The sequence below is a fragment of the Soonwooa purpurea genome, from assembly GCF_053891095.1.
The window spans coordinates 17888-40115 of sequence record NZ_JBSSMA010000019.1 but is presented as its reverse complement, the minus strand read 5'-3'; the positions used below and the strand labels follow the sequence as shown (position 1 = coordinate 40115).

Genomic DNA, 22228 nt, shown 5'->3' with positions numbered 1-22228 from the left:
CAATTTATAAATTATGCTTTTTAAAAATCCTTATTTTTACAAAAATTAATTTCGTGAGGAAAATCTATATTTTATTTTTAATTTGTGCTTCTTTTTTATTCTCAAAAGCGCAGTATTACGGAGATTTTGACAACAGTTTCAAAATAGGAATCAATGCAGGAATAGACATGCCGTCTTTGGATAACAAAACCCCTTTCATCAATTATAAACCTGGTGTTAATATTGGTGTTAATCTGGATTATTTCTGGACTTGGTTTGGGCTAGGTGCCGATTTTAATTACATCAGCAATGCTACAGAAAGTACGTATCCTAGCGATAATTTATTTTTAAATACGATTAAACTCAATAACATAAAACTTGACAAACATCCTATCAACAGATTGTTTATCGGGATTGGACCAAATTTTAAACATGAATTTTCGGATGAGTTTTCTGCGATTTTTAAATTAAGAGGCGGCATTAGCACGTTAAAAAACGGAGAAGTGCAACAATATGTTGACCAAGCCAATCGCATTGACCTTAACAGCCATAACAGTTACGATATCAAAAACATAGCTTCGGCAAAAGCACAACTGGAATTTAATTATTTCTTTACCGAAAATCTTGGGTTAAATTTTGGTGCTTATTACTTGCAGCATTTTCAAGTTAAAGAAAATGGCTCTGGAAATATTGCGGGCTATCGGCCTTTTACAGAAAATAATGGGCAAAATAATGTAGAACAAAATTACCAAGTTCGAGGCAGCTTGGAGCACGAAGCGCATTCTGTAGGCGCATTTGCTGGTTTGGTTTACCGATTCGGAAATTCTTATACATCAAAAAAATCCAAAACTACAAGCTATCCTTACAAACTGGAAGTTATCGTAAAAGACAAATATACAGACGAGGCGCTTCCCAACGCAGAAGTTCTACTTATCAACAGCCAAGGTCAGCGCGCCTATTACGGAACGTCTAATAAAGAAGGAAAAATCACTTTTAATAATGTAAAACCTGATGATTACGAACTGAAAGGAAAATTTCGTGATATAACGCTGGTCAGCAAACGTGTTGAAAAAACGACTTTAATTACCTTAATTCCTATGAAAATGGATTTGGAAAACGAAGACGAAAGATTCATCATCGAAGGGAAAGTTAGCGATTGTAACACAAAAAAAACACTTCCTTATGCAAGTGTCAGCCTTAAAAATGAAACAACTTCGGAAGTCAGAAATTTGAAAACTTCAGCCAACGGAACTTTTAGTTTCATGGCTAAAAAAGACGAATTATACAGTATCTACGGGAAAAAAGGCAATTATTTTTCTCAAACAGAAAATCTTGATGGCAAATTAAATGACCGAACTAAAAAGTTATTTCTCAACCTTCAGGTTTGTATGGAAGAAGCGACTTGCGATAAAGCGATTAACCTGCAAAACATCAACTATGATTTTGATAAAACCGAAATCCGAAACGATGCAAAACCAGAACTGGACAAGCTTTATCAATTTTTAACTGATAATCCCTCTGTAAAATTAGAATTATCCTCGCATACAGATTCGCGTGGATCGGATGATTATAATCTGAAACTTTCGCAAGGTCGCGCCGACTCTGCGGTTAATTATTTAGTTTCGAAAGGCCTTAGCAGAAACCGAATTGTTGCTAAAGGTTATGGAGAAACCAAGTTGTTAAACGAATGTTACAATGACGCCAACTGCACAGAAGATCAACATCAGCAAAACAGAAGAACTGAGTTCAAAGTAATTTGTGCTAAATAAAGCAAAACGCCTTTCAATTTTTTTTGAAAGGCGTTTTTAATTTAAATTTTAAAATTTATTTTTTGGTGCAATATATTTGTGATATTGCTGTATATGTTGTTCCACTTTCTGTAAAAGTTTCTTTACTTGTAATTACCATTTCATTATTGTTAATAGAAACATCACCAGTGATTGTTTCTCCGTCAATATAAATGCTTATCTTTTTGGTTTTGTCATCATAATTTCCAGAATATTCATCATGATTCGTACAACCATCTTCATAGGATTGATAGATTAATTTACCAGAACTTTCAATATTGAAGTTTGACTTTCTCTCACATTCATCAAAAGTATAATGTTCTACAGAACCATTAATACTTGTTGTTAATTTCATGGTGTACCATTTTCCAACGTAGTTTGCAGACGTATCATCATCAGAGTCTTTTTTGCAAGAAACAGCAAACAAACACATTACAAGTGTTGTTTCTCACAATACTTAAATATTATTTATAAATTTCAAAATCATCTTAAAACTTCGTTAGCGATTTCGTAATCACCGTCAATCGAACTGGAAATTTTAAGTCCTAAAATCTTGGTCACAAGCGGATAAACATTGACATTGTTAAAAGCACTAATTTCTAAATTATTTTTAAACGCAGGGCCCCAAGCCATAAAAGCAGCTCTCATTTCAGGGACTTTTTTAGGGTCATAACCATGTTTTCCCAAAGTAGTCGTTTTGCCTTTCTCTAAGAAAATTTTCGGGGCGTTTGGTAATAAAAAAATATCCCCAATTCTACCGAATGTATCATCTTTGGCTCCATAATGCAAGCGTCGTGGCATACAATCCGCCGTATAAATTTTGTAATCTTTGGATTTGCTGCGCTTTAGTTCTCTATAAACTTGTTTTATTTCATCAGCATTTTTGACTTTCACACGTAATAAAGTTTGACTATTAAAATAATCGAAACGAGATCTGTCTTTCAAAATCTCTGGAATATCGATCGTATGTTCTTTATCAACTTTAATCATACCATGATCAGAAACAAAAATAAAATTCACGTTTTTAAGACCTAAGGCATTGATTTTTTGCACCAGATTACCGATACTTTGGTCAACACTTTTTACAGCTTGTGCGGTTTCTTTTGCATCTGGACCATGATGATGACCGTTGGCATCAACTTCTGGATAATATAATGTTATAAAATGTGGTCTTTTTTCTTCAGGAAGTTTCAGCCAGTTAAGGACAATATTTTCTTTAGTTTCGTTATTAAATTTTTCATGATAATTATAATAATAAGTTGGACGCGTCTTGCCCGCATCGCTCTGAGAACTCACCCAGAACAGCGAAGCCGACAGCAAGCCTTGTTCTTCCGCCAAACTCCAAAGTGGCTTTCCACTATACCAAGAGCCATCGATGACCACCTTTCCATCGTTCATTTTATAAGCTTCTTTACGTTTGTAATCATAGAAAAAATTATCAACCAAGCCATGATGCGATGGATAAAGTCCCGTGACTAAAGTATAATGATTTGGGAAAGTTATACTGGGATAACTGGGAGTCATATACTTAGCTTTTACACCTTGAGATGCCAATTTATTAAGATGTTCTGTCTGATATTTTTGCGGATAATCGTAACGAAATCCATCAACAGAAATCATGATAACATAAGGTTTTTCTTGAAAATTGGTCGCCGTATTTATTCGGTTCGGAACAATCACTTGTGCCGTATCAACTTGTGAGAAAATAAGATTAAACAATACCAAATTAATTATGAGCAAAAACTTTTTCATTGTTATTTCATTAGATTATACAAAAGTAGTTTTGATTTTTGAAACTGAGATTAAATTTGAATCAAATAATTAAAATGAATCCATGCACATCAATTTATCATTCCAACAGAACTTAGAATGTCTTTCTATTTTTAATTATGTTTAAAACCCGTAAATTGCATTTTATTTTAACACCATTTTGAGTCTAGAAACTCCAATAGAATTTATCAAAGGCATTGGCCCAGAACGTGCCAAACTCATCAAAAATGTTTTGGCCATTTACAATGTAGAAGACTTTCTTAACTTCTACCCGATTCGTTATATCGATAAAAGTAAAATCTATACGGTAGCAGAACTTTCGCCTTCTTTAGAAATTGATGTTCAGTTGAAAGGGAAAATCACAGATTTGCAAGAGGTAGTTTCTCCAAAAGGCAAACGACTAAGTGCAAAATTCCGGGACCAGACAGGCGCAATGGATTTGGTGTGGTTCCGTTACACCAAATGGATGAAAGAATCTATTCCTGCTAATCGCGATATATTTATTTTCGGAAAAGTCCAATCGTTTAACAACAGTTTTTCCATGCCGCATCCCGAGATAGAAACCGATGAAACCAAAGCCATATCTGGCAGCCTTCTTCCAGTCTATTCCAGCAGCGAAAAACTAACCAAACGTGGCATTACTAACAAATTGTTTCAGAACGTCATTTATGAAATTCTGAAAAACTTACCTCAACTTACAACCGAAAATCTTCCAGAAAACCTCATTAAATCTTTAAAATTAATGGGACGAATGGAGGCCTATTTTAATATTCATTTTCCTCAAAATGCAAAACTAGCTGCAGAAGCCGAGCGAAGAATAAAATTCGAGGAAGCCTTTTTTTTCCAGTTAGGTTTTGGACTAAAAAAACTACATCAACACACCAAATCTATAGGAAATCCTTTTCCAATTGTTGGTGACTATTTTAATAACTTTTATAACCATCAACTTCCTTTCGATTTGACTGGCGCGCAAAAACGTGTTTTGAAAGAGATACGAACCGACATGAAACGCTCCACACAAATGAATCGTTTGCTACAAGGCGATGTTGGATCCGGAAAAACCATGGTCGCATTGTTAACAATGCTGATCGCGATGGATAATTTTTTCCAAAGCTGTATGATGGCACCCACCGAAATTCTGGCGCAACAACATTTTAATTCGATTCAAGATTTATTAAAAAACACAGATATTAAGGTCAAACTTTTGACGGGTTCTACAAAAACATCTGAACGGAAAATCATTCATGAACAACTTTTGTCGGGGGAACTGTCTATACTTATTGGGACGCATGCTGTATTGGAAGATATTGTTCAGTTCAAAAATTTAGGCTTGGTAATTATTGATGAACAACATCGTTTTGGCGTTGCACAACGTGCCAAACTTTGGGCAAAAAACAAAATCCCGCCTCATATTTTGGTAATGACCGCCACGCCCATTCCGAGAACATTAGCGATGAGCTTCTACTCTGACCTTGATGTTTCTGTAATCGACGAAATGCCTGTTGGTAGAAAGCCTATTGTTACAGCACATCGCCGTGAAAAAGACCGCGCTTATGTGTACAATTTTTGTCATGAAGAATTACAAAAAGGCCGACAAATCTATTTCGTTTATCCATTAATTGAAGAGTCCGAAACTTTGGATTACAAGAATCTTCAAGATGGTTTTGATCATATTTTACAACATTTCAAAAGTTACAATATTGCGATGCTTCATGGTAAAATGAAACCTGATGAAAAAGATCAAGCCATGCAATATTTTGCTTCAGGAAATGCACAAGTTATGGTGGCAACAACGGTTATTGAAGTTGGCGTAAATGTCCCAAATGCTTCTGTGATGGTCATCGAAAGTGCTGAACGATTTGGATTGTCACAACTTCATCAGCTGCGCGGGCGCGTTGGTCGTGGTGCAGAACAGAGCTATTGCATTCTTATGACTTCTGATAAATTATCTAACGAAAGTCGAAAACGCATTAAAACCATGACCGAAACCAACGATGGCTTCAAAATTTCTGAAGTGGATATGGAGCTTCGTGGTCCTGGCGACATTTTGGGAACACAACAAAGCGGCGTTGTCGATTTCAAAAAGCTGAACCTCATGACCGATTCGGAGATTATAAAAAGCGCAAAACTGGCTGTTGACCATCTGTTGCAAAAAGATGCACTGCTTGTACATCCGAAGCATTTGTCCATGAAGAATTTTTACATCAAACAATATAAAGGCAAAAATAAGTGGGGCAAGATTTCCTAAAGATTTGGAAGATTGGCATTTATAACATAGTTTTGTAACTCAATTATCAGGAACCTCCGCAGAGGTAGCAACCTGCAACGACAAGCAAGGTGCTAAAGCGATAAGCCAATTTTTGGAAAAAATGTTGTTATCAATCTTCTGCTGTGGTCTTACTAAACATCAATGCATGACGACCGAAAACAAATCTCGCGAAAGCTTCATTAGCCTTATTCCTTTTTTAGTTTTTGTATTTAGCTTTTTAGGCGCTGGAATATATTTGGGCGATTTTTATGCCTTGCCTTCTCCTATTGCTATGGCCGTGGGTATTATCTCCGCATTTTTGATAATCCGTCTTCCCTTTAGAACTAAAATGAATGAATTCTTAAAAGGTTGTGGCGATAAGAATGTGCTGACCATGTGTATTATTTATCTTTTGGCAGGCGCTTTCTCAGCAGTAGCAAAAGCTTCTGGAAGTGTTGATGCAATTGTTAATTTGGGTTTGGACTATATTCCTATTAATTACATTGCGTTGGGGATTTTTATTTTAGCATCTTTTCTGTCATTAGCCTCCGGAACGTCGGTAGGTTGTATTGTTGCCCTTGGGCCCATCGCTATTGAACTGGCTACAAAAAGTGGCATTGACATCAACCTTATGGCTGCCGCTTTGTTGACTGGAGCGATGTTTGGGGACAATCTTTCCGTGATTTCGGATACGACTATTGCGGCGTCTCAATCTTTGGGAAGCAAAATGTCGGATAAATTCCGAACCAACTTGTGGATTGCCGCGCCCGCATTTTTAATAACAATTGTCCTTCTATTTTTAAATAATTCGGATGTGCCACCACTACAGCATCACACCGAACACAACAGTCATTTTTATCTTTTGATTCCTTATATTCTGGTTATTGGATTGGCATTTCTAGGCATGAATGTTTTTTTCGTATTGCTCATCGGGATTGTCGTTTCTGGAATTATCGGTTGGTACAGCGCGGGAATGGACCTCATCACATTTTCGAAAACCAGTTATGAAGGTTTTACCTCGATGACAGAAATTTTCCTACTGTCGTTACTAACGGGAGGACTTGCAGGCATTATTGAATATGCTGGTGGCATTCGTTTTTTATTAAATAAAATCCTGAAAAGCATTCAATCAAAATTCTCGGCAATGTTTGGCATGGGCATTTTGGTAAGTCTGGTGGACGCTTGTATTGCCAACAACACCATTGCGATTTTAATTACAGGAAAAGTTGCAAAACCTGTTTCTGAACATTATCAAATAGAGCCCCGAAAAATGGCTTCTGTATTGGACATTTTTGCCTGTATCATCCAAGGCATTATTCCTTACGGCGCACAGGTTTTAATATTAATGAGTTTCAGCAAAGGGAATATTGATTATCTATCGCTCGTTGGACATTCTTATTATATTTGGTTATTGCTGATTTGTGTATTTGTATTTATTTTCTTTAATCGAAATCAAACATCAAATTCCATTAAATAATCATCCATCACATAATTGTTCCCAATGTCGAACACGGCTTCGTCATAGACTTTAAAACCTTGGGATTCGTAGAATTGTCTTGCTGAATTGTTTTTGTTAACCGTGAGTATAATTTTAGAATCCTGATTTTCTTTCGTTTTTTCTTTAACCAGATTAAGTCCAATTTTTCCAGCACCTTTTCCTTTGGCTTCCGGAACGAGATAAATGCGGTGAAGTTTTGTAATGTCGGACTCAACATGATGCTCAAAACCGACAAAACCTAGTGGCGTCTCCTTTTCAAAAATTAAAAAATAATGATAATTCGGATTCTGAAAATGCGACATAATCTCGTGTTCAGAATACATTTTATCCAACATATATCCCAACTGATCTTTAGACAAAATCTCAGCGTAAGCATCTTCCCATGAGCGTCTCGCCAAATCCTGAATTATAGAAATATCGAACTGACTCGCCTTTTTCGTTGATATCATAATTTAAAAATAAAAAAAGGGCCGAAGCCCTAGATGTTGTTTTAGATGGTTTGCATTTCTGCTTTTATCTTGTCTTGCAATCCTTCCGAAGCGATTGTTAAAGGCAATCTCAAATAGTTTTTGACAATTCCTTTTTCTGCTAAAACAGTTTTAATACCGCAAGGATTTCCTTCTGCGAAAATCAATCTTGTGATGTTAACCAATTTGTTATGAATGTCGTAAGCTTCTTTCACTTTTCCATCGAAAGCCAATTGTACCATCGTTGAAAATTCTTTTGGATAAGCTTGTCCGATTACAGAAATTACGCCGTTACCGCCCGCTAAAGTCACTGGCAGTGCAAACTCGTCATCACCAGAAACCAGGTTAAATCCTGCAGGTTTCTTTCTAATAATATCAAAATATTGTAGAATATTAGGTGCCGCTTCTTTTATCATAATTAGATTTGGGAATTCTTTTGCCAATCTCAAAGTTGTTTCGGCTTCGATATTTTGTCCAGTTCTTGACGGAACATTATAAATAATAATATTTTCCCCTGTAGAAGCAATCATTTTATAATGTTGATAAAGCCCCTCTTGATTTGGTCTGTTATAATAAGGCGATACAGAAAGTACAGCATCAAAAGCCGACAAGTCTGCTTCTTCAATTTGCTTTTTAACTTCCATCGTATTATTACCACCGATTCCTAATACCAATGGTACACGTGCATTGTTCACCTTTATAATATGCTCAATAACCTGTTTCTTCTCGTCCTCGGAAAGTGTTGCCGCTTCTGCTGTTGTCCCCAAAACCACGAGATAGTTAGTCCCATTATCGATATTGTAGTCAACCAACTTGGTTAACGCATCAAAATCTATCGATAAATCTTCATTAAATGGCGTTACCAATGCAACACCTACACCTTTTAAATTGCTCATATTATTAAAAAATTACTGATAGGTAAAGTTATGATTTTTGTTTTATTTTAAAGTGAATTTCTTTTATCAAATTTTCAAAAAATAAGATGCGTTCAATCGTTTGTTTATAATTAAATATTAGAACGAAAAAATACACAGCAAAATGTATTACTTACTAAAAAGATAAGAAATCTGCTTTAAGAAAAATCCTTAGATTTGTTGTCTAAAACTTTCACCTTACATGAAACGCTTACACATCTTGGCGCTGGCATTTTCACTAATGCTACTTAACGCCTGCTCGCCACGTCAAAACATCAGCAATATTGACCCTCAAAAAAATATTGTGATTGATGTGAAACTTGTTGAAGACCCGAATTTTAATCAAGTAATTGCGCCTTACAAAAGCGAACTTGAAAAGCAAATGAACATTAAAATCTCTCATACTTCTGTTGAGCTAAACAAAACTGGTGACAATAGTAACCTGGGAAATCTCCTAGCCGATTTCACCTATGATGGTGCCGCAGAATGGGGGAAGAAAAACAACATTCCACAAATCGATGGCGGCGTCATCAACATCGGAGGTATCCGTACAATTATTCCACAAGGTGACATTACAATCAAACAAATTTTTGAAGTCATGCCTTTCGAAAACGAAATCGTAATTGTCAAAATAAAAGGCAGCGATCTGGAAGATATGTTCAAATATTATTTGGAAAACAAAACCAACAATCCTGTTTCGCACATTACAATTCTGACAAGTGGTAATCAAATAAAAACGGGGTTAATATCGGGACAACCGATTGATAAAGACAAAATCTATAACATCGCAACCTCCGACTATCTAGCAATGGGTGGCGATCGTATGTATTTTTTCAATAAAGGTCAAATGATCGGAACAGGCATCAAAATGCGGGATCTTTTCATTCAAAAATTTAAAGAAAATAAAGAAGTGAAAGTTCCAACAGACATACGTTTGGATTTAAAATAGAAAATTATGAAAAGAAAAGAATTTTTAAAATATCTAGGCGCAGGAACTTTAGGACTTAGTTTGACACCAAGTTTGACGCTTGCTAATACGCTAACTTCACCGACATCTTCGAAAGATCTTAAGTTAACCATTTTACACACCAACGATCAACACAGCCGTATCGAACCATTTGATGCTTCTTACTCCAAAAACCCCAACCAAGGAGGTTTTGCAAGAAGAGCAAGTCTTATCCAACAAATCAGAAATCAGGAAAACAATGTTTTGCTTTTGGACTCTGGGGACATCTTTCAGGGTACGCCTTATTTCAACTTTTTCGGTGGCGAATTAGAATTCCGATTGATGAGCATGATGCAATATGACGCCTCAACAATGGGAAATCACGATTTCGATAATGGACTAGAAGGTTTTCTAAAAGTTTTACCCAATGCGAAATTTCCATTTATTTGCTCCAATTATAATTTTAAAAATACTATTTTAGACGGCAAAACAGAAACTTATAAAATTTTTAATAAAAACGGAATAAAAGTCGGAATTTTCGGGCTGGGTGTAGAACTTCAGGGGCTTGTAGGAAAAGCGAATTATAAGGAAACGGAATATCTGCATCCTATAGAAACCGCCCAAGAATACAGTCGTATTTTGAGACAAGAAAAACAATGTGATTTGGTAATTTGTCTATCGCATCTTGGTTACGATTACGAAAAAGAAGCAGAGAAAATGTCCGATAAAATCTTAGCCAGCAAAACATCTGGAATCGATATTATTTTGGGAGGCCACACCCACACTTTTTTACCAGAACCTCAAATTTTTGTTAATAAAGACGGGAAAAACGTCTTGGTGAATCAAGTTGGTTGGGCTGGACTTTTGTTGGGAAGAATCGATTTTTATTTTAATAAAGATAAGTCTGTGAAAAATATTTCTTGGAGAAATCAAGTTATAGATGAAAGCATAATTGCCTAATATGAAAAAAGCTTTATTATTATCTTCATTGCTTAGTTTAGGAGCATTGACCGCACAAAACACTTCAAAATGGAGTGATTTGTTTTCCTATAATAACGTATTGGCCATTCGTGATGATGGACAAAAACTAATAGCTGCAACAGAAAACGGAATTTTTTATTATAATCCTACCTCAGGCGAAATTAAAAAATTATCAAAAGCCAATGGCTTACACGAAGTTAAAATAACAGCTTTTGATTACAATCCGGAAACACAAATCGGACTTGTAGGTTACAAATCTGGTGCAATGGACGTTATTACACCAGAAGGTGTGTTCCTTATCGTTGACATTCCAATTGCAATGGGGTATTTAGGAGATAAAAAAATTAATCACATTTCTATTTCTGGGAATAAGGCGGTTATCTCGGCTGGATATGGCGTTTCTATTTTTAATCTTGACAAAAGAGAATTTGGTGAAAGTGCATTTTTTAATATTGGAGGAAATTACAATGCAGCTCTCGAAGCTGGCATTATCGATGAAAAAGTTGTAGTCGCCACACAGAATGGACTTTTAACCCACGCAATTGATACCACTTTCCCGGTATATTCAACTTGGACAACGCAAAGTGCTGGTAGTTTTACAAACATCGCTACAAAAGATATCATTGCGTATTCTAATGCAAACCAAGTGAGGTATGGAGCTAATATAACATCAACCACCGCTTTGCCACAAAATTTTAGCAATGTAAAAGATGTTGTGATAACGGCACAAAATATAATTGTTGCTGATGGCAGCCGATTATATATTTTTAATAAAAGCTCTGGTGCATTACAAAAAAACATCGACTTTTCTGAAGAACTTAATTCTGGTTATGCGCTTAACAATCAGTTTTTTTCTGCAACAAAATTAAATGGGCTCCTTAATGAAAGCCAATCTAGTTTTAAACCAGATGGACCGTATAATAACTTCTCCTATAAATTAAGTATTATAGATAATAAAATATGGGTTTCTACCGGAAGCCGCGATAATTATGACAAAGAAATATTTACCAACCTAGGGTATTATTATTTTAACGGTCAAACTTGGAGTTATCCAGAGTATTTTAAAAATAATTCTACATTATTTAACTTACTTGATGTTACTCCTAACCCATTAGACACGAATGAAGTATATTTTGTAAACTACTCTACCATCCAAGGACAAAAAGGTATTTACAAAATGAAAAACGATCAATTTACTAAACTATATATGTCAGGTGATGGACCTGCAGGATATAACAGGCCCACAAGTGTTGATTTCGATCAGAACAATAATTTATTTGTAACAATTAGTACTTTATATAAAGACAATCCAAATATTGGATATGTCGGTTATTATTTATACAATCGAAGTACAGACGATTTTATAACAATTCCCTTAATTAATGCAAATCGTGCTCAAAAGCCCCTTTTAAAGGACAACACCATGTACATTCCCGCTCCTAGAGCCGACAATAGTGGTTTAATTATGTATGATTATGGTAACAATCCTTCTTCATCAACTAATCCACTTAAGTATCTTACAAAAGATAATAATCTACCATCAAGTGATGCAATTAGTGTTGCTTTAGATAAAAATGATAATTTGTGGATTGGAGGACACAAAGGTCTTAGAATTCTATCCAACCCCAAAGCAGCTTTTAATGAAGACAAACCACAGACCGAACCTATAATAATTGAAGAAAACGGACTAGGAGAAGAACTCTTCCGTGACTCAGAAATATTGCAGATTGCTGTAGATTCAGGAAATCAAAAATGGATTTCTATTGCAGGCGGTGGCGTTTTCTATCTTAGTCCAAATGGAGAGCAGACTTATCAACATTTTACAAAATCTAATTCGCCGCTACCAAATGACACCGTGACAGATGTCCAAATTGACAGCAAAACAGGTAAAGTCTATTTCGCAACAGCTGATGGCATTATGGTATACCAAGGTGATGTTGCGGATGTTACAGAAAACTTTGGCGACGTTTTGGTTTACCCCAATCCTGTCGTATATGCACAGCACAAAGGCAATGTTTATATAAAAGGTCTAGCTGCCAAAACCAACATCCGCATAACAGATGCTGCTGGCAATGTTGTGCATTCTGCAGTTGCCCGTGGTGGTTATTACGAATGGAATCTTAACAATGCAAAAGGCGCTCGCGTTGCCTCTGGAATTTATTTCGTGTTGATGACCAACGAAGATGGTACTGATACAAAAACTGCAAAAATTGCCGTAGTTAATTAATGAACTCTTACAAAGCCTTTCTTCTTTCCCACATCAGATATGGAGATAATGATGCTATATTGCACTGTTATACAGAAGAAAGTGCTTATTTAACTTTTTATGTAAAAGGTATATATTCCGTAAGAAACAAAAAGAAAGCTTATCTATTTCCATTAAATGAAATTGCATTAATCACTTCAAAAAGCAAATTCAATTCGGAGTTGTTAAGTGTATCTAGTATAGAATCGGTCAACAAAAATGACTTGTACCAAGACATAAAGGCCAATGCCATTATCTTCTATATTGCGGATCTTTTAAATCAAATTTTAAAACACGAAAACCAAGCCAACACAAAACTGTACCAAGCTATTTCTGAGTTTTTACATGAAGTGGAATGCGCCAACATGGAAGCGCATTTGGTTTTGATGCTTAAAATAATTAAAATCCAAGGTTGGGCACCTTTGGAAAACGACGCGCCATATCTCAATCCAGAAACAGGAACTTTTGTCCATTCCGAAGTTCATTATTTATTTGATAAAGAAAATTCTACAATCTGGAAAGCCTACTTGGCCAAGGAAAAGCCTTATGATTTAACTTTAAAAAGAGAACAACGCAGAAAATTCTTAGACAGTCTTTTGTTGTATTATCATTTTCATTTTGTGGATTTCAGAACCCCAAAATCATTAGAAATCATCCAGGATATTTTCTAATGATGGTAGACATCATCATACATTACACCGGCCTCAATCGCTACATTTAATTTATTTTGATCTGGTACTAAAGGACAACTATAATCATAAGCATTGTAAGCGCAATAAAGCTGATAAGCTTTATTAAAATCGATCATCATAGTATCGCCATCAACTTTTTCCAAATCAAGGTAGCGCCCGCCACCATAGGTTTTATCCTCGTTTGTCAAATCTCTAAATGGTAGAAAAACGAGATTTGCATATTTGGGATTATCCTGCAAAGCATCGTTGGTATAAAGTGTCAATTCCTGGTTTTTCTCATTCAATTTAAAATAAGCTTTAGCATATTCTGTAAATGATTTTGATTTCCCAGAAGAGGTTGGCATAATCATTTTTTTTTCGGAAGTAGCTTTCTCTAATCTGGCTACAACATAGTATTTTTTGTTAATTGGAAAAAATGGATGACGTTTAAATTTTTCAAAATTCTCGCCTCGCAGTGGGGTTTCGTCTAGCGTTTTATATTCTCGGTTTAGTTCGTTTTGAAAATCAATAACACTTTGTTTCCATGATTTAGAAGATTGTGCATTAAGATTAATGACATTTAGAAAAATAAAAAAAAATAGAATTTGTTTCATTTAAGCAATAATTACGTTATAGACATCGGATTTGTTACGTTTTATATTCGGCACAAAAAAACCTCCAGATTCGGCAATGACTTCTTTCAAGCTAAAACTTTTACAAGAATCTGATAGGCCTGTAAAATATAAAGTAAAATAAAAAGTCTTACCCGGCGGCACATCTGTCCACTGCGGGTAAAGACTAATATTTTCACAATGGATAAGAAAACTTATATCATTGGGACTTGCATCATCATAAAGATAAGTGGATTCCCAAATTCTTATTTTTTCTTCAAAAAAACCAATCGATTGATAGCGGCAATGTAGAATTACCATTTTGTCCAGTTGTTCTAGCTCTTTTGTAGCCTCCATCAGGGACGTTTCTATAATCGGTTTGGTTTTTATCGTTTCCATTTTTAATAATTTAATTCCAAAGCTTTTTTGCTGGCAGCTCTTATTTTCTCAGTTAGGTCTTTGTCAGTCGCTAAGCTCGTCCCGTAACTAGGAATCATTTCTACGATTTTGTCTTTCCATTTTCCTGTCATATTTTCTGGGAAACATTTTTCCAAGACACTCAACATGGCATGAACCGATGTACTTGCTCCAGGAGAAGCACCCAAAAGCGAGGCTATAGTTCCGTTTTTGTTGACAACAACCTCTGTCCCGAACTCTAATTTTCCACCGTGTTTTGCATCTTTTTTAATGATTTGTACACGCTGACCAGCTATTTTAAGATCCCAATCTTCTTCTTTAGCATCTTTGATAAAATCTCTCAAATGGGCAATTCTCTGAGATTTTGTCATTGCAACTTGCTGAATCAAATATCTTGTCAAAGGTAAATTGTGCCACCATGCGCCGAACAAGGATCTTATGTTTTTAAAGTTAATACTTTCTGGCAAATCTAGGTAACTTCCTTCCTTTAAAAATTTTGTTGAAAATCCCGCGAACGGACCAAACAACAAAGCTTCTTCCCCATCGATAATTCTAAGATCCAAATGCGGCACAGACATCGGCGGTGCATCAACTGTAGCTTGCGTATACGCTTTCACTTTGTGCTGTGCGATCAACTCTGGATTTTTCGAAACCAACCATTGTCCACTTACTGGGAAGCCTCCATAACCAGCACTTTCATTAATATCAGAACTATCTAACAGTGGCAAAGCATAACCTCCCGCACCTATGAAAACAAATCGTGCATCAACTTCTTGTTTATGGAGATTCTTACGATCTTTCACGGTAAGGCGCCATTCGCCGTCATCTTGCAAGCTAATATCCTTAACTTCATGAAACGTGAAAACTTCCACACTGCTATCTTCTTGTAAATGATGAATTAGTTTTTTTGTTAAAGCGCCATAATTAACATCTGTCCCCATATCCATTTTGGTGGCTGCTAACTTGTCACTAGGGTTACGTTTTCTCATGATTAAAGGTATCCATTTCTGAAGATTTTCGTGATTGTCAGAAAATTCCATTCCTTCAAAAAGATGAGATTTTGTCATCGCAGCGTGTCGTTTTCGAAGAAAATCAACATCGTGTTCGCCCATTACAAAGCTCATGTGCGGGCAAGAATTTATAAAATCTTTAGGCTTGCTGATTAACTTATTTTCAATTAAATAAGACCAAAACTGTTTAGAAACTTCAAATTGTTCAGCGATTTTTTCAGCTTTTTTGATATCAATACTTCCATCTTTTTTTTGGGGTGTATAATTGAGTTCGCAAAAAGCGGAATGCCCTGTTCCAGCATTGTTCCAGGCATCAGAACTTTCTTTAGCAACGTCATCCAGACGTTCAAAAATTGCGACTTTAAGATTGGGTTCTAATTGGTGAACGATGGTTCCCAATGTTGCACTCATAATACCACCACCTATCAGTACAAGGTCGTATTTCGGTTTCGGAGTATCCATTACATTTATATTGTTTAATGCAAAATTTTGCAGAAAATTCCGTACCAAAGAAGTCTTTCTAAGCAATTAATTTGCCGAATATCTTGAAAAATATTTTCGTAAATTTACGACCAAGTTTAGCCTATTGAAATGACTAAGCTTTTTTAAATAATGAAAGCTTTAAAAACCTTAAACCCTTATTTTTGGAAACATCGAGTACTCCTTTTTTGGGGATTTTTATTCATCATACTCAGTAATTTTTTTGCTATTTACAAAGTTCAATTTGTTGGACAAACCATTAATATCATTGAAGGTAATTACGACAATCTGAAACTTTCTAAAGAGGCAAGTATTTTTGATAACGTAAAAGCCAATTGGGATTATTTCCGCATTATTTTCATCAATTCCGGGATATTATTACTTTGTTCATTATTGTCTGGATTTTTCACTTTTATGATGCGCCAGACCATTATCGTTGCATCACGAAGAATCGAATATGAGCTTAAAAATAAAATCTTTAGACATTACGAAGAATTATCGCTAACAGATTATAAGAAAACCACAATTGGTGATCTTATGAACAGATTAAGCGAAGACGTTGTAGCCATCCGCATGTATCTAGGTCCTGGGGTGATGTATGTGGTCAACCTTGCAATTTTGTTGATTATCACGAGTACTTATATGTTGATGACTGATGTCGAAATGACTTTGTGGACCTTGTTACCATTGCCCATTTTGTCATTTGTAATTTATAAGGTTAGCGATATTATCAACAAAAAATCGAAGACCATGCAGAAAAGCCAATCTGCAATTTCGACTTTTGTCCAAGACAGTTTTTCGGGCATTCGCGTTGTTAAATATTTTAGTAAAGAAAAATACATCGAACGTAATTACGGCATCAAAGTCAAGGATTACCAAGACAAAGCTTTAGATCTTGCAAAAACAGAAGCTTATTTCTTTACAATCATCTTATTTGTTATCGGACTCCTTAACGTGGCGGTTATCTACATCGGCGGGCAAAAGTACATTGCTGGCGAAATGAGCGTGGGTACCATTGCCGATTTCTTTTTATATATTAACATTCTGATATGGCCATTCTCTATGGTTGGTTGGGTAACATCGGTCAACCAAAGAGCCGAAGCATCCATGCAACGTGTTAATGAATTTTTAGAAATGAAGTCTACAATCATTAACAAAAACCATGAAGAATATCCTATAAAAGGCGATATCGAATTTCGTAATGTTAGCTACACTTATCCAAATACGGGAATTAAAGCTTTGGAGAACATAAGTTTTAAAGTAAATGCTGGTGAAACACTTGCCATTATGGGAAAAACTGGTAGTGGAAAGTCTACTATTGCTTTATTACTTTGCCGTTTAATTGATCCCGATGAAGGTGAAATTTTGATCGATGGTAAAAGTTTGAAAGATCACAATCTCGAAAATTATCGCCAAAAGATTGGCTACATTCCTCAAGAAAGTTACTTATTTTCTGATACGATAGGTTATAATATTGGTTTTGCCATCGACAATCCAGGGAAAGACCTCATCACCACATTTGCTAAAAAAGCCGATGTGCATAAAAACATCATCGAGTTCAAAGATCAATACGACACAGTTGTAGGAGAACGTGGTGTAATGCTTTCTGGTGGACAAAAACAGCGTATTTGTATTGCTAGAGCATTAATAAAAGAACCACAACTTCTTGTGTTCGATGATAGCCTTTCTGCCTTGGATACAGAAACCGAGGAAAATATTTTACAAAACATTGAGAAGGATTTGCAAAGTGCGACTTCTGTTATTATAACACACAGAGAATCAAGCGCAAAACGTGCAGACAAAATACTTTACCTACCATAGAAAGACTCTTAATTTTTCCAAAAAAACAGAATTAAATACATGAATTTTTAATTTTCTTTATAAATAATTCAAAAATAATTTTGGATTAGGCAGAATTCTATTATATTTGTTTACACAGATTTCAAAAATATCGTACAAATGAGTGAATACAAGGAACGCCACGAAAATGAAATTTTCACAAAAGTATTGAAAGCAGGTAGGAGAACCTATTTCTTTGATGTGCGCGAGACAAAAGCTGGAGATTATTATCTTACGATTACTGAAAGTAAAAAGAATTTCGGGGAAAACGGAGAGGCAACTTTTGAAAAGCACAAAATCTATCTTTACAAAGAAGATTTTAAGAACTTCTTAGACATGTTCAATGAGTCAACAGATTTCATCATCGATCAAAAAGGTGAAGATGTGATTTCTGAAAAGCATGACAAAGATTTTAAATCCAAATCTTATACTTTAGAGTCCGACGAAGAAGTTTAAGAATGAAAAGAAAAGAGCTAAGGCATCCTAATTTTAAAATTAGGATGTTTTTTTTGCCTTAATTTTAAAATTAAAGACAAAAAAAAGACACCTATCAAATAAGTGTCTTTTGTAGCGAAGACGGGAATTGAACCCGTGACCTCAGGGTTATGAATCCTGCGCTCTAACCATCTGAGCTACCTCGCCGATTTTGTGGTGCAAATATAGAAAAAATTTGCACTTGCACAAAATTATTTTAGATTAAAATAATCAAAAACTTCATTGAGATGATTAGGCTTCGCAACTATTTTATTAGAACTATCTAATATAAAGTAAGTTGGCGTTGCGTGGATATTATATTTTTTTGCATAGTCGCTATACCAACCTTTGGCTTCTGATGCATTTATCCATGGAAATTTTGATGCCATATCCGCATAAGACTTAAGATCGGCATCTAGCGACAAACCAATAATCTCGATTTTCTTGGTTTTCATCGTTGGATATTTCTCGATGAATCGAGGCAACTCGCTTGTACAGTGTGAACAAGTGGAAGACCAAAATACAATAACTTTGTGGTCGGCTTTTACATCATAGATTGATTTAGCTTTTGTATTATAAGTATTATATAAATCAGCATTTGCAAATGTAGATCCTATTTTGACATCATCAATACTTTTAATAGTTCCGGCTAGCCTGTCATTAATTGTACATTTTAGATCTTTTGCTTCTTTGAAATATTTGTCTTTAAGGTCATGCATCTCATACGTATCAAAAATATCAATTAATTCTGACAAAATGGTCTGACCTCTTGGTGTTTCAATATTAACAGCTTTTAACAGCTTTTCTATATCTGTATTCACATTATCTTTACCAGCAGCATTAAGATACGAAATAAGTGCGGGCTTCAACAAAGACGAGGTTTCTAAATAGCTTCCCGAATTGTTAAAGAAATTAATGTATTCTTGTAAAGGGATTGATTTATAATTCGGGTTATTAACATACTTTGATGAAGTTTCGTTATAATAATTAATAAAGGGATAATTATTACTCGAAGCTTCAGCAGAAGATAGTGCCAGAATTTCTTTTTCTAATGCGGAATAAAACGTATCGGAAGGCGTATAATATTCTTTTATTTGCAGAAGTGCGGGATAAATGACTTCTTTTTTCTTTTGTCCATTTTGTGAAAATTCAAAATATTTGTTAACCTCATCGGAAAAGCTCACATCTTTAATGGCTTTGTTTTCAACTTTATTAATACTAAGCGTGATGTCTTTATTCTCCGAAGCCATCTGAATGCTATTATTGGAAGGAAAAAGCACTAAACGCAACATTCCTTTATACGCTTTGGGAACGGAAATTTTCAGATCAGTTCCTTTTATGCTTCCTTTTCCTAATAAAATATCTTTGGAACCATCATAACCGAATAAGTAAGCATCATTAACTTCAAAATTGGAAGGCAAATTAGCATTAACCTTAAATTGTGCGGACACAGTAGAAGCTCCTAAAATACATAGAGCCAGCGCTATATTTCTCATATTACAAATATAAAAAACTCACTTAATAATAAGTGAGTTTTTATGATATTAAGATAATTTTAATTTCTTATTTCGTTGGTAGAAGTAGAATACCAAAAGAATTGCAGCAATTACTAAAACATATTCATACATATCGATTGGGTTTTTCGGTTGTCCACCAGGTCCAACTCCTCCGGCTCCACCACCTCCTCCTGCACCTGGTCGGGACTCTGGCACCGGTGGCGCCATCTGCGCTAAAACGAACTGATTTGCACAAAAAAGTACTAAAGCAAGATATTTAAAAAAAGAATTTTTCATATGTGTTTGTGTTTTATCTTATAATTTTACCATTAAATAGTTCACCTTTTTCAGATGTTGCAGTTACAACATAGGTTCCGTTGAACTTCTGGATATCTAATATCAAATCTTTTTTTGTTGAAACTCTATTTTTTGATAATATCAATTTGCCACTTATGTCATACACCTTAACGTCTGCTTCATTCCATTTTGGATCAAAAAGTAAAACGTATTCATCAATATTCGGATTGTATGCAATCTTAGATCTAGACATTTTAGCCTCATCATTTCCTAAAGTCGCATCATTAGGTTTATCATAATAAAGATTAAACTGATCTCCTGTTATATCTAATATTTTCCCTTGAGAAATACTTACCAATTCCGAAGAATCACTTTTACGAATATAAAAAGCTTTACCTGATGATAATAAACTTTGGTTATCATCAATCATTTCGGCATCTTCTAGAATTTCGAATTTTAATGATTTAATATCATTGCTATACAGCTCCATTACAATTGGCTTTCCAGCAAAGTTAGTTTCGTTAGCTTCGTTAACATACAGCCAATATTTGTCGGACAAATTAGTATCCATACCTCCGTCTGGCTTTTCCTCATAGGTACCAATAATATCTATAGGTCCTGCTGTTACCTGCGAACTCACTTGGTTTAAATCCAACATACCTGTCTTAGCATCTGCATAGACAACGTAATAGGTTCTTGACAATTCTTTCCCGTTAGCATCTAAAGCAATAACACCAAGTTGCTTAACAGTCGTTGCGGAAGCTCCTCTATTTGCGGTAACGTCATAATTGACATTTGCTGCGCGGGCTGTGTATTTAAAACGTCTTAGGGTTTTAAAATTCAAATTATAAGACGCATTATCCACACTATTTGCCAACTTTACTACAAAGGTTTGCATTGGTTTAATAATAGCATTATTAACATCCGCTACAGGAACCCCTCCAGCATAGGTAATATATCTTGCGTTAGTAGAATAAGTTGCACCATCGCTATCTGAAGTAACTTCTCCTGGATCGAATCTAATACCTTGTATGTTTGGAATAGCATTTCCATCTCCTATAGTAGCCGATTCTACAATTCCTATTTGACTTAGATCTAAATTGGTTAAATATGGGTTTCCATATTGATAAAGATTTTTACCGAAGTTGGCTTGTAACCATGGATTGGTTACAGAGGCATCAAAATTATCCTGAAGATAAGAATTATAAGTTTCTCCATGTAAATTTCTAACCTGTCCGCTGGTTCCATAATCAATACCAAGTCCTGCGCCATACAGCCTTGCAGTCTTGCTTTGTGTATCGGCGATAGGTTTCCCTCTTACAATATAGACGCCATTTGTATAGTTAGGCACTGTTGCGTTAGTCGCAACATTTGGATTCTGAATTCCTACAGTTGGATTACTCGATGCGTCAAAATTTCCTGAGCCTAATGCAATATATTCTAATCCAGTTAAAGTTTGTTGATTTACTGAAAAAATATCGAATCTTGGTTTTGGGTTATTCCATTTTAGGATTTCATTTTTTGACCATCTTACATCGGAAAAAGGTTTTCCAAATTCAGTATTTAGTGTCGATAAAATTTTCCCATAAAATGGCAATGATAATTGTTGATAAGTACCATGTTTTCTCTCACGATACTCTTTATCTACTATACCTGTTATATTATTTTGGTTAAAACCTTCAATATACAACTGCCCATAAGTATTGTTGGAAGCATTATTCATTCTCAGAATTATATTCCCTCCATTACTCTTGGCACTTCCGTTGGTATTGACTGTCTCGAAAGTATTACTGACTCCTCCATCAATCATAACATCGCCAGAAACATCGAGAACACCAGAGCCAACCGTACGCATACTAAGATCTTTGCTATACACTAATGCACCTTCACTTACTTTAAAATAAGCTTTATCTCCAATATATGTGAAATTATCTTGAGCATGAACTTGTGCAAAAGCAGCAATAGTTCCTAAAGTTAATAAAGTTTTTCTCATGATTTACAAAATTGTGTTATGTGTTTTTATCAATTGCAAAACTATGCCTTTTTTTTGAAAATATGAAATCATATCCTTAAAAATCAATACTTAATTCATTTTTAA

At 35.1% G+C, this 22228-nt stretch carries 19 protein-coding genes, 1 tRNA gene and 1 riboswitch; of the genes, 9 read left to right on the top strand and 11 right to left on the bottom strand.

Annotation, left to right across the window (positions count from 1 at the left end; translation table 11 throughout):
* Positions 1-53: 53 nt before the first annotated feature.
* A complete protein-coding gene (locus tag ACVFVN_RS13810; RefSeq protein ID WP_456235720.1) occupies positions 54-1748 on the top strand; it encodes an OmpA family protein in 1695 nt (564 codons plus the stop codon).
* Positions 1749-1803: 55 nt separating this feature from the next.
* On the opposite strand, the gene ACVFVN_RS13805 is transcribed toward ACVFVN_RS13810, so the two are convergent.
* Together ACVFVN_RS13805 and ACVFVN_RS13800 are read right to left on the bottom strand one after the other, a co-directional pair.
* Positions 1804-2199 (bottom strand): lipocalin family protein, encoded by a 396-nt coding sequence (locus ACVFVN_RS13805; protein ID WP_456235719.1) that lies wholly within the window; start codon positions 2197-2199, stop codon positions 1804-1806.
* 50 nt (positions 2200-2249) lie between these two features.
* Positions 2250-3518, bottom strand: a complete 1269-nt coding sequence (locus tag ACVFVN_RS13800) for an alkaline phosphatase family protein (RefSeq protein ID WP_456235718.1) — start codon at positions 3516-3518, stop codon at positions 2250-2252.
* 178 nt (positions 3519-3696) lie between these two features.
* On the opposite strand from ACVFVN_RS13800, the gene recG reads away from it, so the two are divergent.
* Together recG and ACVFVN_RS13790 are read left to right on the top strand one after the other, a co-directional pair.
* Positions 3697-5784 (top strand): ATP-dependent DNA helicase RecG, encoded by a 2088-nt coding sequence (gene recG, locus ACVFVN_RS13795; protein WP_456235717.1) that lies wholly within the window; start codon positions 3697-3699, stop codon positions 5782-5784.
* 38 nt (positions 5785-5822) lie between these two features.
* Positions 5823-5916, top strand: a riboswitch (SAM-I-IV-variant riboswitch).
* Between the two features lie 34 nt (positions 5917-5950).
* The gene (locus tag ACVFVN_RS13790; protein ID WP_456235716.1) at positions 5951-7261 is read left to right on the top strand and encodes a Na+/H+ antiporter NhaC family protein; all 1311 of its coding nucleotides are present in this window, start codon (positions 5951-5953) and stop codon (positions 7259-7261) included.
* On the opposite strand, the gene ACVFVN_RS13785 is transcribed toward ACVFVN_RS13790, so the two are convergent.
* Both ACVFVN_RS13785 and dapA read right to left on the bottom strand, forming a co-directional pair.
* Complete coding sequence (locus tag ACVFVN_RS13785) at positions 7237-7731, bottom strand: GNAT family N-acetyltransferase (RefSeq protein ID WP_456235715.1); 495 nt, start codon at positions 7729-7731, stop codon at positions 7237-7239. The genes ACVFVN_RS13790 and ACVFVN_RS13785 overlap by 25 nt on opposite strands.
* A 41-nt stretch (positions 7732-7772) precedes the next feature.
* The gene (dapA, locus tag ACVFVN_RS13780) at positions 7773-8645 is read right to left on the bottom strand and encodes a 4-hydroxy-tetrahydrodipicolinate synthase (protein ID WP_456235714.1); all 873 of its coding nucleotides are present in this window, start codon (positions 8643-8645) and stop codon (positions 7773-7775) included.
* Between the two features lie 220 nt (positions 8646-8865).
* On the opposite strand from dapA, the gene ACVFVN_RS13775 reads away from it, so the two are divergent.
* The 4 genes from ACVFVN_RS13775 to recO are packed head-to-tail and all read left to right on the top strand — an operon-like array spanning position 8866 to position 13506.
* Entirely contained in the window at positions 8866-9612 is a 747-nt protein-coding gene (locus ACVFVN_RS13775; protein ID WP_456235713.1) for a 5'-nucleotidase C-terminal domain-containing protein, read from the top strand.
* 6 nt (positions 9613-9618) lie between these two features.
* Positions 9619-10569: a bifunctional metallophosphatase/5'-nucleotidase gene (locus ACVFVN_RS13770; protein WP_165136257.1), complete on the top strand. Its 951-nt coding sequence runs from the start codon at positions 9619-9621 to the stop codon at positions 10567-10569.
* Between the two features lies 1 nt (position 10570).
* Positions 10571-12817 (top strand): type IX secretion system anionic LPS delivery protein PorZ, encoded by a 2247-nt coding sequence (porZ, locus tag ACVFVN_RS13765; RefSeq protein WP_456235712.1) that lies wholly within the window; start codon positions 10571-10573, stop codon positions 12815-12817.
* A complete protein-coding gene (gene recO / locus ACVFVN_RS13760) occupies positions 12817-13506 on the top strand; it encodes a DNA repair protein RecO (RefSeq protein ID WP_456235711.1) in 690 nt (229 codons plus the stop codon). The genes porZ and recO overlap by 1 nt, the downstream gene beginning before the upstream one ends.
* Here recO and ACVFVN_RS13755 read toward each other — a convergent pair.
* Genes ACVFVN_RS13755 through mqo form a run of 3 tightly spaced genes read right to left on the bottom strand, consistent with a single transcriptional unit; the run spans position 13503 to position 16006 of the window.
* Complete coding sequence (locus ACVFVN_RS13755; RefSeq protein WP_456235710.1) at positions 13503-14120, bottom strand: DUF1684 domain-containing protein; 618 nt, start codon at positions 14118-14120, stop codon at positions 13503-13505. The two genes, recO and ACVFVN_RS13755, sit on opposite strands and share 4 nt — an antisense overlap.
* Complete coding sequence (locus ACVFVN_RS13750; RefSeq protein ID WP_456235709.1) at positions 14121-14516, bottom strand: hypothetical protein; 396 nt, start codon at positions 14514-14516, stop codon at positions 14121-14123. It abuts the gene before it with no gap.
* Positions 14517-14518: 2 nt separating this feature from the next.
* Positions 14519-16006 (bottom strand): malate dehydrogenase (quinone), encoded by a 1488-nt coding sequence (mqo, locus tag ACVFVN_RS13745; protein ID WP_165136242.1) that lies wholly within the window; start codon positions 16004-16006, stop codon positions 14519-14521.
* Between the two features lie 150 nt (positions 16007-16156).
* On the opposite strand from mqo, the gene ACVFVN_RS13740 reads away from it, so the two are divergent.
* Positions 16157-17845 (top strand): ABC transporter ATP-binding protein, encoded by a 1689-nt coding sequence (locus ACVFVN_RS13740; protein ID WP_456235708.1) that lies wholly within the window; start codon positions 16157-16159, stop codon positions 17843-17845.
* 138 nt (positions 17846-17983) lie between these two features.
* A complete protein-coding gene (locus ACVFVN_RS13735; RefSeq protein ID WP_456235707.1) occupies positions 17984-18319 on the top strand; it encodes a DUF3276 family protein in 336 nt (111 codons plus the stop codon).
* A gap of 112 nt (positions 18320-18431) precedes the next feature.
* Here the strand turns inward: ACVFVN_RS13735 and ACVFVN_RS13730 are convergent.
* The 4 genes from ACVFVN_RS13730 to ACVFVN_RS13715 all read right to left on the bottom strand — a co-directional run bounded on the left by ACVFVN_RS13730 (position 18432) and on the right by ACVFVN_RS13715 (position 22123).
* Positions 18432-18505 (bottom strand) — tRNA-Met (locus ACVFVN_RS13730).
* A gap of 44 nt (positions 18506-18549) precedes the next feature.
* The gene (locus ACVFVN_RS13725) at positions 18550-19833 is read right to left on the bottom strand and encodes a peroxiredoxin family protein (protein WP_456235706.1); all 1284 of its coding nucleotides are present in this window, start codon (positions 19831-19833) and stop codon (positions 18550-18552) included.
* Positions 19834-19881: 48 nt separating this feature from the next.
* Entirely contained in the window at positions 19882-20130 is a 249-nt protein-coding gene (locus tag ACVFVN_RS13720) for a signal peptidase (protein WP_165136231.1), read from the bottom strand.
* A 13-nt stretch (positions 20131-20143) separates the two neighbouring features.
* Positions 20144-22123: a T9SS type A sorting domain-containing protein gene (locus ACVFVN_RS13715; RefSeq protein WP_456235705.1), complete on the bottom strand. Its 1980-nt coding sequence runs from the start codon at positions 22121-22123 to the stop codon at positions 20144-20146.
* Positions 22124-22228: the final 105 nt, after the last annotated feature.

Bases quoted from the DNA above. Each gene is read 5' to 3' on its own strand.
- ACVFVN_RS13740 (WP_456235708.1), top strand. From the start codon at position 16,157: ATGAAAGCTTTAAAAACCTTAAACCCTTATTTTTGGAAACATCGAGTA.
- ACVFVN_RS13775 (WP_456235713.1), top strand. From the start codon at position 8,866: ATGAAACGCTTACACATCTTGGCGCTGGCATTTTCACTAATGCTACTT.
- porZ (WP_456235712.1), top strand. From the start codon at position 10,571: ATGAAAAAAGCTTTATTATTATCTTCATTGCTTAGTTTAGGAGCATTG.
- ACVFVN_RS13715 (WP_456235705.1), bottom strand. From the start codon at position 22,123: ATGAGAAAAACTTTATTAACTTTAGGAACTATTGCTGCTTTTGCACAA.
- ACVFVN_RS13805 (WP_456235719.1), bottom strand. From the start codon at position 2,199: ATGTGTTTGTTTGCTGTTTCTTGCAAAAAAGACTCTGATGATGATACG.
- dapA (WP_456235714.1), bottom strand. From the start codon at position 8,645: ATGAGCAATTTAAAAGGTGTAGGTGTTGCATTGGTAACGCCATTTAAT.
- recO (WP_456235711.1), top strand. From the start codon at position 12,817: ATGAACTCTTACAAAGCCTTTCTTCTTTCCCACATCAGATATGGAGAT.
- ACVFVN_RS13790 (WP_456235716.1), top strand. From the start codon at position 5,951: ATGACGACCGAAAACAAATCTCGCGAAAGCTTCATTAGCCTTATTCCT.
- ACVFVN_RS13785 (WP_456235715.1), bottom strand. From the start codon at position 7,731: ATGATATCAACGAAAAAGGCGAGTCAGTTCGATATTTCTATAATTCAG.
- ACVFVN_RS13770 (WP_165136257.1), top strand. From the start codon at position 9,619: ATGAAAAGAAAAGAATTTTTAAAATATCTAGGCGCAGGAACTTTAGGA.
- ACVFVN_RS13800 (WP_456235718.1), bottom strand. From the start codon at position 3,518: ATGAAAAAGTTTTTGCTCATAATTAATTTGGTATTGTTTAATCTTATT.
- ACVFVN_RS13750 (WP_456235709.1), bottom strand. From the start codon at position 14,516: ATGGAAACGATAAAAACCAAACCGATTATAGAAACGTCCCTGATGGAG.
- ACVFVN_RS13720 (WP_165136231.1), bottom strand. From the start codon at position 20,130: ATGAAAAATTCTTTTTTTAAATATCTTGCTTTAGTACTTTTTTGTGCA.
- ACVFVN_RS13755 (WP_456235710.1), bottom strand. From the start codon at position 14,120: ATGAAACAAATTCTATTTTTTTTTATTTTTCTAAATGTCATTAATCTT.
- mqo (WP_165136242.1), bottom strand. From the start codon at position 16,006: ATGGATACTCCGAAACCGAAATACGACCTTGTACTGATAGGTGGTGGT.
- ACVFVN_RS13735 (WP_456235707.1), top strand. From the start codon at position 17,984: ATGAGTGAATACAAGGAACGCCACGAAAATGAAATTTTCACAAAAGTA.
- ACVFVN_RS13725 (WP_456235706.1), bottom strand. From the start codon at position 19,833: ATGAGAAATATAGCGCTGGCTCTATGTATTTTAGGAGCTTCTACTGTG.